At 41.0% G+C, this 13,043-nt stretch carries 8 protein-coding genes and 2 pseudogenes; 9 read left to right on the top strand and 1 reads right to left on the bottom strand.

Going from position 1 to position 13,043, the window contains the following annotated elements; genetic code table 11:
* Positions 1–216, bottom strand: a pseudogene (locus BHV72_RS03510) (CTP synthase); the annotation flags it as partial.
* Positions 217–405: 189 nt separating this feature from the next.
* Between BHV72_RS03510 and BHV72_RS03515 the strand changes: the two are divergent.
* From BHV72_RS03515 to BHV72_RS03555, 9 genes and pseudogenes are all read left to right on the top strand, one after another.
* On the top strand, positions 406–1,920 hold the full coding sequence (locus tag BHV72_RS03515; RefSeq protein ID WP_286854637.1) for a DUF3078 domain-containing protein: 1,515 nt from the start codon (positions 406–408) through the stop codon (positions 1,918–1,920).
* 484 nt (positions 1,921–2,404) lie between these two features.
* Positions 2,405–2,989 carry a DUF3575 domain-containing protein gene (locus BHV72_RS03520; RefSeq protein ID WP_005680767.1) on the top strand — a complete coding sequence of 195 codons (585 nt, stop codon included), beginning with the start codon at positions 2,405–2,407 and terminating at the stop codon, positions 2,987–2,989.
* 11 nt (positions 2,990–3,000) lie between these two features.
* On the top strand, positions 3,001–4,416 hold the full coding sequence (locus tag BHV72_RS03525) for a DUF3868 domain-containing protein (protein ID WP_286854642.1): 1,416 nt from the start codon (positions 3,001–3,003) through the stop codon (positions 4,414–4,416).
* Between the two features lie 27 nt (positions 4,417–4,443).
* Positions 4,444–6,243: an Mfa1 family fimbria major subunit gene (locus BHV72_RS03530; protein ID WP_055256762.1), complete on the top strand. Its 1,800-nt coding sequence runs from the start codon at positions 4,444–4,446 to the stop codon at positions 6,241–6,243.
* A 55-nt stretch (positions 6,244–6,298) separates the two neighbouring features.
* Entirely contained in the window at positions 6,299–7,360 is a 1,062-nt protein-coding gene (locus BHV72_RS03535; protein ID WP_005676253.1) for a FimB/Mfa2 family fimbrial subunit, read from the top strand.
* A gap of 31 nt (positions 7,361–7,391) precedes the next feature.
* Complete coding sequence (locus tag BHV72_RS03540) at positions 7,392–8,555, top strand: hypothetical protein (protein ID WP_195414612.1); 1,164 nt, start codon at positions 7,392–7,394, stop codon at positions 8,553–8,555.
* Between the two features lie 6 nt (positions 8,556–8,561).
* On the top strand, positions 8,562–11,849 hold the full coding sequence (locus BHV72_RS03545) for a DUF4906 domain-containing protein (protein ID WP_195414611.1): 3,288 nt from the start codon (positions 8,562–8,564) through the stop codon (positions 11,847–11,849).
* Positions 11,850–12,004: 155 nt separating this feature from the next.
* The gene (locus BHV72_RS03550) at positions 12,005–12,571 is read left to right on the top strand and encodes a UpxY family transcription antiterminator (RefSeq protein WP_005676250.1); all 567 of its coding nucleotides are present in this window, start codon (positions 12,005–12,007) and stop codon (positions 12,569–12,571) included.
* 35 nt (positions 12,572–12,606) lie between these two features.
* Positions 12,607–13,043 (top strand): annotated as a pseudogene (locus BHV72_RS03555) (capsule biosynthesis protein); the annotation flags it as partial.

Below are 13,043 nucleotides of genomic sequence, written 5' to 3' on the forward strand. Positions count from 1 at the left end.
GAGGTCGGCTTCGTGTCCGTCTACGGTTACATAGCACTCTCCGTGCTCATAAGGATTCAATGTTCCCGGGTCGATGTTGATATACGGGTCAAACTTCTGAATGGTTACATTATAACCTCTTGCTTGTAGCAACTTACCGATGGAGGATGAGATGATACCTTTTCCTAATGAAGAGGCAACACCACCGGTGACGAAAATATACTTTGTTTCTCCCACAGCTATAACTGTTTTAATAATTGTTTACTTAGTCAAATTCTTACGAACTTAAAAAGCGCAAAATTATAAAAAAAAGAGGAAGATTGCAGACTTTCGCGGCTACAATTTTATTAAAAAATGCAATTTTGAAAGAATCCTATGATTTCTAAACAAAATAATGTAGCTTTGCATCCTAAACCATAGACAAATATGAAGAGAGTTATTATTTTATTTTCAGCTTTTACTCAGCTGTTATTCATGTTGCCGCTTTCTGCACAGGAGTCCGTTCAAGATTCCATAATTCCGGCCGATTCAGTACAGATTGCTCCTGTACAGGCTGTCAAGCCTTCCAAGAAGGTAACAAAGTCTTCAACAGTGGTGGCGAAAGCCAAGGTGGTGCGATCGGATACGCTTTCAACGGAGCTTCAGAAATATTTGATGCTGAAACTCAATATGTCGGGACCGACTCCTAAGTTGGATACAGTTTCCTATTTATATAATAAGTATATTGCTCAGTTGGATTATCTGAATGATCCTTCTGTGCCGGCACGTTATATTCCTTCCGACCCCGATTATTTTCGCCTGTTTACTCCATTGGCATATTATTATGCTCCGATGAAGCAATATTCTACAATAGACTGGAAGCCGATACAATTGGATACTACTCCGAATCTAACGGCAGAGCTTTTGCCTTATGATACGCTGGTATTTACTAAAACCAAACGAGCCAATATGCTGGTCAACAACGCATTAATGGATCTTTATCTGAAACGTCCGGAATTGGTTGTTACTACGGAAGACCGGATCATGAGCCGTGATGTTTTCCGTCGGGATGTGAAGCCGAAAATATCCCCGAAAGCAAACGTTATTCATTTGTTTCAGCGTGAGGAGATGAGTGATAATGTAGGGAAGGCCGATATTAAGATCAGCAAGCCTAACTGGTGGGTGACCGGTGGTAACGGATCGTTGCAGATCAGCCAGAACCACCTTTCGGACAACTGGTATAAGGGAGGAGAAAGTAACTTCTCCGGATTAGCTACTTTTCAGATATTTGCAAATTACAACGACAACGAGAAGATCTTGTTCGAGAATCAGCTTGAAGCTAAGTTGGGCATGACTTCCACTCCGTCGGATGAATACCATAAATACCTCTTTAATACCGACCAACTCCGCTTATATAATAAGTTAGGTTTAAGAGCACTTAAAAATTGGTATTATACGATTTCTTCAGAGTTCAAGACTCAGTTTTGCCATGGATACAAGGCCAATAGTGAAGATTTGGTTTCTGCTTTCATGTCTCCGGCAGATTTAGCAGTCAGTATCGGTATGGACTATAAACTGAACAAGAAGAAATTCAACCTTTCCGTGTTTATGGCTCCATTGACCTATAACTTGCGTTACATCGGTAATTCAGAAGTAGATGAAACTAAATTCGGCTTGGAAAAAGGCAAATGTTCAAAGAATGATTTCGGTTCTCAATTGCAATCGACATTCAATTGGAATATTATCACTGCCGTTACATTGGAATCCCGTCTCAACTATCTGACCAATTATCATTGGGCACGTGTGGAATGGGAAAATACTTTCAACTTTATTTTGAACCGTTATTTGTCCACAAAACTTTATGTGCATACTCGTTTTGACGATAGCTCCAAGCCGACTGAAGGCGACAGCTTCTTCCAGTTGAAAGAATTGCTAAGTTTCGGTATTAATTATAAGTGGTAGGTTGTATTCTTGAAAAAGCTAGTTAAAAAATAACGAAAGGCTGTTTAACTGTAAAAGTTATTCAGCTTTTTTATTTCTCTATTTGCTATATTGCTATCATTTTATTTAAATATAATTTATACGTAAGTAGTATAAGCTAAGTTTGTTTTTTTTAAGATATCGATATTGTATTGTTATGATAAGCGGCTTAACATTTAATAAAAGAAGCTAATTTTTTTTGTTATAAAGCATAATTTCTTATTGAATATAATATCATATATCCCATTTTTTATAACTTTGCATCGTCTAATACTTTTCTTGATAAGAGAAGTATCCCAATAACCTATCAAACAAACGATCAGTATAAACATATTAAAAAGAGAAAATACAGTTTCACTAACTGTATTTTTTTGTTACTGATAAAATTTATTTTTATTATGTCTGTTTGACTAGTTATTTAAGGTGAAATTACAATAATTATAAAGAACAAGAATACACACAAATAATGAAACGAGGGATTTTTCTTCTGATAATGACCACGATAAGTGTGGTTCATACAGTAAATGCGCAGGATGTAGCGTTAAAGACTAATATTCTATCTGATGCTTTTATGAATATAAATGCAGGCATCGAGGTAGGGCTTGCTCCGCGTTGGACGTTGGACGTTAGTGGAGGACTCAACGCATGGACTTTATCGCATAGTCGTCGGTGGAAACATTGGGCGGTGCAACCTGAAGCTCGTTATTGGTTCTGTGACCGGTTTGCAGGCCATTTTATCGGAATCCATGTTCATGGCGGGCAGTATAATTTAGGCGGTATTGATATTAATTTCAAATTGCTTGGTACTGATTTTTCTACTCTTAAAGACACTAGGTATCAAGGTTGGTTTCTAGGTGGAGGTATTGCTTACGGTTATACCTGGATATTAGGGCGGCACTGGAATTTCGAAACAGAGATAGGAGTCGGCTATTCTTATACCCGTTATGACCGATTTAAATGTGCCGGGTGTGGAAAGAAGATAGAGAAGAACAAACCACACAACTACTTTGGTCCCACTAAAGCAGCGGTGAATTTAGTCTATTTATTCTAAAAGAGTATGCTATGAAACGAACTTACCTAATTATAACAGCCTTATTTGGAACAAGTTGTATGCTGAATGCCCAACAAACAACCGGAGTGATAGCCGACAATCTGAAGATTGAACGAAACGGTGAATATATGGTAGTTGATATGAATATGAATCTATCACGTCTGGATGTGGAAAGCAATAGAGCCGTATTGCTCACTCCTCGTTTTATCAGTACAGTAGATACTTTGGAACTTCCTTCAGTAGGCGTTTATGGGCGTCAGCGTTATTATTATTATGTACGGAATGGTGAGAGTATGCTATCCGGCAAAGATGAAATGTCTTTTAAAGCACGTTCGAAACCTGAAAGTGTAGTATATCATGCAATAGTACCCTATTATAAATGGATGAATGGTGCCTCATTGGAGTTGTATCGCAGTGATTACGGTTGTTGTAATACACTATTAGCGGAATGGAACGATCCATTGGACTCATACGTTGAAGCGCTTCCTTTCAGTCCACAGTTACTTTATATTCATCCGCAGGCAGAAACTGTTAAGCATCGTTCACTTTCCGGTTCTGCTTTCATCGATTTTCCGGTTGATAAGACAGTGATATATCCTGAGTATCGGCGGAATACATACGAACTCGGTAAAATACAGGCCTCTATTGATTCAGTCCGTAATGACAAGGATGTAGTCATAACTTCCGTATGGCTCAAAGGTTACGCTTCTCCCGAAAGTCCATATTCTCATAATCGGGATCTGGCGATAGGTCGTACAGCTGCATTAAAGAATCATATCAAGCAACTATATCATTTTAATGACAGTGTGATTGTTACAGAGTATGAACCGGAAGATTGGAAAGGATTGCGTCAATATGTCGAAAAATCCAATCTTGTGCATCGTTCGGAGATACTGGGCATGATTGACAGTCGTTTAGACCCTGACGCGAAAGAAGCAAAAATTAAACGGACTTATCCTGAAGAATATCGTTTTCTATTGCAGAATTGTTATCCTGCATTGCGTCACACAGATTATCGTATTGACTATACTATTCGTAGTTTTAGTGACGTAGAAGAGATAAAACGTATCATGCAGACACAGCCTCAAAAACTCAGTCTCAATGAGTTTTATCTTGTGGCTCAGACTTACGAGCCAGGGAGCGTTGAGTTCAATGATGTGTTTGAAACAGCTGTAAGGATGTATCCTAACGATGAGATAGCCAATCTGAATGCGGCAAACTCAGCAATGCAGCGTAAAGACGTTGAAAATGCAAAGCGTTATCTCCAGAAAGGGGGAGATTCACCCGAGGCACTATATGCTCGTGGAGTTTATGCTTTTCTTGTTGAAGATTACACCGTTGCACGCAAGCAGTTGAATGAGGCGAAGAACAAAGGAGTGCAACAGGCTGAAATCATTTTGCTTGAGATAGATAAAATAGATAAATAATTTATTAATCCATTAATATATACTTATATGAAGTTATCAAATTTATTTTGGAACTTGTTAGGAATAATGGTTCTTAGTGCTTGTTCCAACAGTGACATGACTGAGAATGATCTCTCTGAAACTAATGTTGACGCTCGTTTTATGTCTGTCGATATTACGAATACTACTGGCTTTAGGACGCGAGCGGCAGGTGATCAGTCCGGAGATCTTTATGAAGAAGGGGAAAGTGTTGAAAATGATGTAGAATCGGTTCGTTTTTATTTTTTCAAGGAGAATGGTAGTCCTTGTCCAGTTAAAAGCGACGGTACGAATTACTATGACTGTAAAAAGGACGAAACTGAGTCTGCCGGACAGGATATGCCTAATATTGAGAAAAAGTTGAATGCGGTAATTGTTATCAATACCAGGGAGGGCGACAACTTAGACCAACTTAAATCTATGGTCGCTGTGATTAATCATGAGAAAATAGCACTGGGTACGGCTAGCATGGACCTTGCTACACTTCGAGGAAAGTTTGGTTCATATAGTTATGTAAAGGACTCAAAGTTCTTGATGACAAGTTCTGTGTTTGGTTCGGATAATTTCTGTTGTGAAGTGAACATACCGGCGAGTGCTCTCAAAAAGACTGAAGATGAAGCAAAAAAATCTCCGGTAAATGTGTATGTAGAGCGTGTTTTAGCTAAAGTACGGTTATATACCGATTGGAAGGATATGACTCTTAAAAATGATGTAACCTATGGCGATAATGATAAAAAATATACTGCCGTGAAATTAAAAAAGAGTAAGGACGGTTCCGAATTTATTCAAGTTGACAGTAAAGATGTATATGTAATCTTCACAGGTTGGGAAGTGACATCTACTGCTTCTCAGTCATACCTCTTTAAGAAAGTTAATTCCGCTTGGGCGTTCACACCGGTTTGGAGTTGGAATCATCCTGAATATCATCGTTCATATTGGGCAATGAATCCTGACGGTCTCACATTTGATTATTTACCGTATGATCAGATTGCAGGTAAAGTAGGTACTCAAGGCGCAAGCGACAACAGCTCTAAATCATATAATGGTACAAACTTATATTGTCAGGAAAATGCTGCAGATAAGTATGAGACCGGTAAGAAGAGTTCCTATAATCCGGCGACGGAGGTAAGTAACCGTACCCAAGCAATTATTGCTGCCGTATTAGTGACTATTGATGATAGTAACGTTGCTCATCCCATTGATCTGGCTAAGTGGGGTGGTACGGACTACACAAAAGATAATGCGATGACAGCAATGTTGAGTGTTGTGCAGGATCAGATTTATACTAAAACAATAGAGGGTGCAGGAACAGCAGATGCTAAAGAAATCTATACTCCGATTACCAAAGACAAAGTAGAGCTCGTTTCCGGCATAAAGTCAGGCAATGCCGATAACGAGTCAGAAAATAGTGGCAGATATTTAAGCTACCTTCAATTGAAGAAAGGCGTAACCGATACTTTTTATAAAGCCGATCATACAGCATACGCCAATCTTGACGATGTAAATGATGTTCTGGCAAATATGCCCGGAGCAAGGGTTTGGTCGAGTGGACAAGCTTACTATTATACTGACATCAAGCATCTGAACGATTTCCCGGGAGTGGATGACACCGACGGTAAATATGGAATTGTGCGTAATCATATTTATGACATTGCCATTAATTCGGTATCCGGTCTTGGAACGCCGGTTCTTGATCCGGAAGAAGTGATTGTTCCGCAGAAGCCTACTAATGACGAAACATATCTGGGTGCACGTATTAATATCCTTTCATGGCGAGTAGTAAAACAGAACATCGACCTTGAATGGTGACAACCTGTAATGAGGTATTGTAAACTATATACTATTACAACAATAATTATGTAGAATGGACAAACCGTCTTATATCAGAAATTTTGGGATGAAAGCATGGGTAATCCTTGTAGAATTACTTTTGTTGGTGTCGTGTGACAATGCTATTTATGACGATGAAGGCGATTGTTCAGTGACCTATCATCTGAAATTTCGTTATGACATGAACATGAAGTTTGCCGACGCTTTCACCCATGAGGTGAAGTCGGTCAGACTTTATGCCTTTAACTCTAATGGCGAGTTGGTGTGGCAAGCTGACGAACAGGGTGAAATCCTTGCATCCGGTGATTACACCATGAAACTGGAGCTTGCTCCCGGTGATTATCACCTTATGGCATGGTGTGGTCTTGATAATGGTGAGTCATTTACAGTGACCGATGCCTCGCACAATTGCCGGATGACAGACTTGCACTGTAAATTGAACCGTTATCTAGACAAAGCGACTGGTGTTTCCTATTCCAATAAGGACCTGCATCCTTTGTTTCATGGTTCTCTTGACGTAAGTTTGCCTGCCAATGACGACGGAGGTGATTATACATACGTCATGCCACTAACGAAAGATACGAATGTGTTCCGTGTAGTGCTTCAGCACCTTTCGGGACAAGATATAAATGTTGACGACTTTACTTTTTCTATTGAAGACCGTAATGGTTGGATAGCGCATGACAATACACTGAAAGAAGACGAGCCGATCGTTTATCGTGCGTGGTCTACTTATTCGGGTGAAGCTGGTGTGGACATTGCGACAGGAAAAGAAAGTCGTGTAACAACAATTGTCAAAGTTGCCGTGGCGGAACTTACGGTGAGCAGACTTGTCTTGCGGGACTGGAGTCTGTATTCGCGTCCGATGTTGATTATTCGTACCACTGAAGGGAAACTGGTAGCTTCTATTCCTATTATCGATTATGCCCTTCTGGTGAAAGGTAATTACAATAGAAAAATGAGCGACCAGGAATACCTCGACCGACAGGATGAATACAATATGACATTCTTTCTCGACGAGCAAAATCAGTGGATAAATAGCGTGATACTAATCAACTCATGGAGGGTGGTACTCTCTAACGTAGATGTAGATTGAGTAACATCTTTTGAAAAAAGAAGAAAAAGGAATGAAAGAAATACTACGACATATTGTATGGATGACAATACTTGTCAGCTGGGCTTTATTGTCGGCATCTTGTAGGGGAGGGGAGGTAAGTTATACGGACGAGGTACAGCCGGACGACGATACTGCCATACTCGTTCTGCGTACCGGTCTTCTTGATCAAACGCGTGCATCCGATAGGGTGAATGATGCAGTAGATAATCCTGTCGAATATATGTATACACTGCGTATCGTTATTCTTCATGAAAACGGTACTGTGGAACACAATATGTATATTGATTTCGGTGAGATTCCCCAAACGGAGTGTTACAGGATTTTCAAAGTGACACGGAATGAAACAAAGAAAATCTATCTGATAGCTAATGAAGAGAACGCATCTACTGATCTTCACGAACAATTGGAGACATTGACGACTGGTAACACTACTTTCGCAAGCATTGTTGACAATTTCGTTTTCATTCCCGATTATAAGAATCCTATACCAATGAGTTCGGTATATGACGTTCCGGTTAAAGCAGAGAATCTGGTAGAACGTGAATTCTATTTGGTACGTGCTGCAACGAAGTTCGCTTTTCGTTTCACGAACAAGCGTAAGAGTAAAGTCAGTATAGATGCTATTCATATTTCTGATATTGCCGGGGCTACTTATCTGATTCCTCATAAACGGGAACCGTTGTTCATGTCTTTTGACGATGAATCGCTTTATTGGATAAACTGGCTGAAGAAAGTAGCGGATGAATCTCAACAATCACCGGATGATGTGGAACTGGCAGATAAGAGAGGCTGGATACAAGCTTACGATATCCCTTCGGAAACTTCTCATCAGGAAGTCACAGTTAACGGACCATTAGAAGTGCCGAGTATGACGGGTGACCAACCCGGCAAAGCGGTCTTCCCGGTATTTTACCTTCCGGAAAGTAAAAAACTGAAAGCCGGATCGGCTACATACGGTGAACAAGAATACACCTTGAAGCTCGACATGTCCGAGAATGGCAAAGAACTGTCGTTTACCAAGACCTTTCCAAATCTAGAGGCTCTATTTCGTAACACACATGTACTGGTTGATATCACCTTTACGGAAAAAGACGAAGTAAAAGTGCAAGTAGTACCCTATGCGGAAGTGATTCTTGAGCCGGAGTTCGGACTCAAACCTGAAACTAAGAATTGATATTGTATGAGAAAGAAAGATATTATATTTTGTATTATTTTGCTTATGTTGCAGTTCATACCGACAGCTTGCCGGGATGATTACTTTATGAATGAAGAGATAGGCGAAGGCAATGCCACCCTTTCGGTAACCCTGTGTTTCGATCAGGAGGATGCAGCACTGGGGACTACCCGTGCCGAAGGAGGTGATGAAGGCAATGCCATTCAGAATATAAATTCACTCTGCATGTTGTTTTATGATACGACAGGAAAATTAGTTCATAATTATATAGTTAAAGGTGAGGGCCTTGTCATTGATCCCGATGTAAGTGGTTGGAGTTATAATCTGGAAGATAACCGGATAGATGAAGACAAAGACGAACAGGGTAACCAGTTCGAGGATAGTAAGACCGGTACGGCAATGTTCAAGCTCCGTCCGATAAAGCGGGGTAAGTATTATATCTATGCTGTTGCCAATATGGGAGATCTAACGCAGTATAAGGATAAAATTACTACCCGTGAAGGATTGAAAGCAATCTCCCTTCAGTGGGATCCTGATGATATTTCCCAAAATAGCGAGATGTTCGGTGTGTTCAGTCTCACTCCCGACCGTAATGCTCCGGATGATCTTGTTACCATTAATTCCCCGGGCGTACAACTTCATAGTTGGTTGCGTCGCGCCGCGTCCAAGGTGACTGTGGCATTTGACGGTTCCGGGCTTTATGCCAATGTGCAGATTTATATCGAAAACGTTATTCTGAAAGATATTCCCAAAACCTGTTCGTTGGGTAATCCGAATACTCCGGGATTAGTTTCAGAAGATGTTCCTGATCCGGATTCTTATAAGGATCCCGATTGGAAACCTGAGATGCATGCTCGTTCGGAACGCTATACTGCATCCAATGGTTTATATTCGGAAGGAAAGTCGATCAAAATCCAGAAATTGCCTGCAGATCTTTCCGTTCTTACGCCCGAAAACTATATACATATCTGCAATGATTTGCATCGCTATATGGGTAAGGGAGAAGAAGGAGATGAACAAGATATTATAACGAACACCCATGCCCATAAGGCACAATCGCTTTTCTTCTACGAGAATATGCAGGGAAAAGGTAAGTCTAAGAAGCAGTCGCAGAATGGCGTAGATATCGACTATCCCGACCCTGATGAGCAAGAAGAAGGCTCCGGTTGGAAAGACGAGAAACCTTATGGTACCTATGTTGAGGTGACAGGATACTACCGTTGCACGGCGGCAAACGAACATGTGGGAGCGGGACCTATCAAGTTCCGTTTTATGTTGGGGCAAGACGTTACTACCGACTATAATGCAACGCGTAATACCCATTATAAGTTGACTCTTAAATTCAAAGGTTACGGAAACGATGCCGACTGGCATATCGAGTATGAAGAACCGTCCGATATCTATGTGAGCACCCCTCAATATATCTCTTACCTTTATAATAAATCAATGAATGTGACCCTGAAAGTAGTGGGTGAAATAAAGCCCAATTCTACTTTGGATGCAAAAATCCTAGGCAAGGATGAAGATACCGGGTTTACAGGTTGGAGACCATGGGGAAATGGAACAAGTGCATTTCCGACAGTTCCTAATGACTTTTATTATTCAGGGTGGATTTATAACGACGGTCCATGGAACAGCTTTTTGTCATTGAGAAAGACCTCCCTTGTGAAGATTGTAGTTCCCGGATACGAAGACAAGCCCTCATGGCAGACCCCTATTAATACGAAATACAACGAGACCTATTATAATGAAAAAAATAAAGGAAACAGAAGTTATAAGATTAGCAATATTGGCGCCGATGATTTGGCTGACGGTGAATATTCGGTAAAAAGTAATGGAAATGAACATATTTTTACTATTCCGTTATATACCCGTGCCAAAGAGCTTGTGACAAAAACAGGCTTTACAGGAAATAATCCATATTCGGCCTATCCCCGAAAAGAGAGAATCAAGTTTACCATACAGGTGAAAGACGATGTCACAGGTACCTATGTTCCCAAGACAGCTTATTTGGATATGATACAAGTACGTCGTATTGAGAATCCGAAAGGCGTATGGCGCAGTGCGGGTAATAGTGATAATTTTCATGTGACGCTTATGCGTCTGCCTTATGACGATGCCGAAGATTTTAAGCCGTTCAATTCCGAAGGAGCATGGAGTGCTACTATTGTTGAGGGAGGAGACGATTTCATTACGTTGCGTTCTACTGTAGAAGGAAGTGGAAGTGACAATGCGCAACAGACAGGTGTGAAAAGTATAGAAGGAGCAGGTGAGCATCCGATAGATTTCTGGATTGATTTTAAGGGTACAATTGCAGAAAACTCTACTCCCCGTTGCGCTATCGTACGTGTGCGCTATCACAATTACACTTGCGAACATGATATTTATGTACGTCAAGGTTATGCTCCTATCACTATTGACGGGAATGCGGAAAGTGATAAAAACCCGGCATGGGCATCATATAATGTTTATCGTTTTGATGCAAATAATGCTCCGGTTTATACAAAGTCACCTTTGGAAGAAGGATCATTGTTCCGTCGTGGAAACCGTACAGCTATTCTCGCTTCCAATAATGACAGACCCGGGTTTACTTTTGGTTTAGGGCCGTCAGGTAGTTTCGATGTTCTTGAACTGGGAGCGACTACACCCTCTCAAAAGACCTGGTCGCAACTGGCACCTTCAGCAGATGATGTAAAGAGTCGTTTTGCAAGTTGGTCCATTGCGGGAGATCATGAACGTATTGCTACAATCGAAGATTTTTATACCTTGGAATCTACTTCGATTCATAGTAACATTGGTAAAGCTTACGGTGTTCTTTATGGAGACGGTGCAACCGAGACACAGAAGTCAGTGGAAGTAGCATTGGGATATGATCATAATGAAGATCCGACCAATTCGAAGAAAGGTATGCGCGGATGTTTCGTCTTCAATATAAATAATAGCCATAATATATTTTTCCCTATTGGTAAATCCGGTTATGGACGTCGTAAAGGGATGACAAGTAACGGAGAAAAAGTAGGTGCACTGCGTTATGCCCAACGTACCGATTACTATAATAACGACGGTACCGGGAATATTCAGTATGTTCCGCTGTTCTATGACCTGTTTGAACGTCCGGGAGCCATATATCAATGTCGGAACCGTCTGAGTAGTACCGGTAGTGATGTGAAAAAATCGAGTGCGTTTGATATAAACTATTTCACTATGGGTTTCGAAGGGTTTGAGAATGGTGCATCAAATAATAGTGATGGCAGTGACAGTGATGCATGCTTCATACGGACGGTGAAGTATTAGAGAATTACCCCACGGCATATTCTAGCTATAGATTTTGGCTGGTAAGTAAAAAAGAAAGCATTTTTTTCTTGTTTCTTATTTATTATTTTGCCTATCTTTGCAGCAGGAATTATTTCATTGCCTAAGTAGCAATGGAAAAAGTGGTGTAAAAAAATATGATCATTAGCAAAAATGACGATCGAAATGTTCTGCCAACAGATGTGATTGGCAGAAGCGTAGCGCACTCTAAACGCTGGTTAGTCGCCATTGTGCGTATCCATCATGAGAAAAAGACAAGTGAGCGCCTCACTAAAATGGGCGTTGAAAATTTCCTTCCTATCCAACAAGAAGTTCATAACTGGAGTGACCGTCGCAAGGTTGTCGACAGAGTCATCCTTCCAATGATGATCTTCGTCCACGTTGATCCACAAGAACAAAAAGAAGTTCTGACCTTATCCGCTATCAGCCGCTACATGGTACTACGTGGGGAGAGTACTCCGGCTGTAATTCCCGACCAACAAATGTTACGATTCAAATTTATGCTCGACTATTCGGACGAAACGATTTGTATGAGCACATCGCCATTAGCGCCGGGAGAAAAAATACGTGTAATAAAGGGGCCATTGGCAGGACTGGAAGGGGAACTGGTAGATATGAATGGGAAATCAAAAGTCGCCGTCCGACTGACAATGTTGGGATGTGCGTGTGTAGATATACCGGCAGGATGTGTGGAGCCGGTTTAGTACTTTCGATTGAATTTAAAAATTCAGATTAATCAATGAAAATGCAAAAACTAATGGGTGCGCTCATCCTCATATTATTGATGTTGGGCGCTACACCTGTGACTGCTCAAAATATGAGCGACTCTCAAGTATTGGAATATGTCAAAGAGGGGATTAGACAAGGGAAAGAGCAAAAGCAGCTGGCCTCCGAGTTAGCCCGCAAGGGTGTAACCAAGGAGCAGGCCCTGCGTGTGAAGCAGCTCTATGAGCAGCAGAACAACGTGAACGCTTCCAACGCCACAGGTACGGATATCAACGAATCCCGCCTTCGTGAAGAGATGAAGGAGAACACCTCGGATATGTTGGAGGACCACCCTAGTACCCAAGACCTCGCACGCGGTAATCAGGTCTTCGGACGTAACATCTTCAACACCCGTAATCTGACCTTCGAACCCAGTGTCAATATCGCCACCCCCTTGAATTACCGCCTTGG

This window comes from Bacteroides sp. 43_46 (assembly GCF_001915455.1).
GTDB classification, from domain to species: domain Bacteria; phylum Bacteroidota; class Bacteroidia; order Bacteroidales; family Bacteroidaceae; genus Bacteroides; species Bacteroides caccae.

What these genes read in the sequence shown, in the direction of transcription:
- BHV72_RS03515 (WP_286854637.1), top strand. Translation starts at nt 406, where the DNA reads ATGAAGAGAGTTATTATTTTATTTTCAGCTTTTACTCAGCTGTTATTC.
- BHV72_RS03520 (WP_005680767.1), top strand. Translation starts at nt 2,405, where the DNA reads ATGAAACGAGGGATTTTTCTTCTGATAATGACCACGATAAGTGTGGTT.
- BHV72_RS03525 (WP_286854642.1), top strand. Translation starts at nt 3,001, where the DNA reads ATGAAACGAACTTACCTAATTATAACAGCCTTATTTGGAACAAGTTGT.
- BHV72_RS03530 (WP_055256762.1), top strand. Translation starts at nt 4,444, where the DNA reads ATGAAGTTATCAAATTTATTTTGGAACTTGTTAGGAATAATGGTTCTT.
- BHV72_RS03535 (WP_005676253.1), top strand. Translation starts at nt 6,299, where the DNA reads ATGGACAAACCGTCTTATATCAGAAATTTTGGGATGAAAGCATGGGTA.
- BHV72_RS03540 (WP_195414612.1), top strand. Translation starts at nt 7,392, where the DNA reads ATGAAAGAAATACTACGACATATTGTATGGATGACAATACTTGTCAGC.
- BHV72_RS03545 (WP_195414611.1), top strand. Translation starts at nt 8,562, where the DNA reads ATGAGAAAGAAAGATATTATATTTTGTATTATTTTGCTTATGTTGCAG.
- BHV72_RS03550 (WP_005676250.1), top strand. Translation starts at nt 12,005, where the DNA reads ATGATCATTAGCAAAAATGACGATCGAAATGTTCTGCCAACAGATGTG.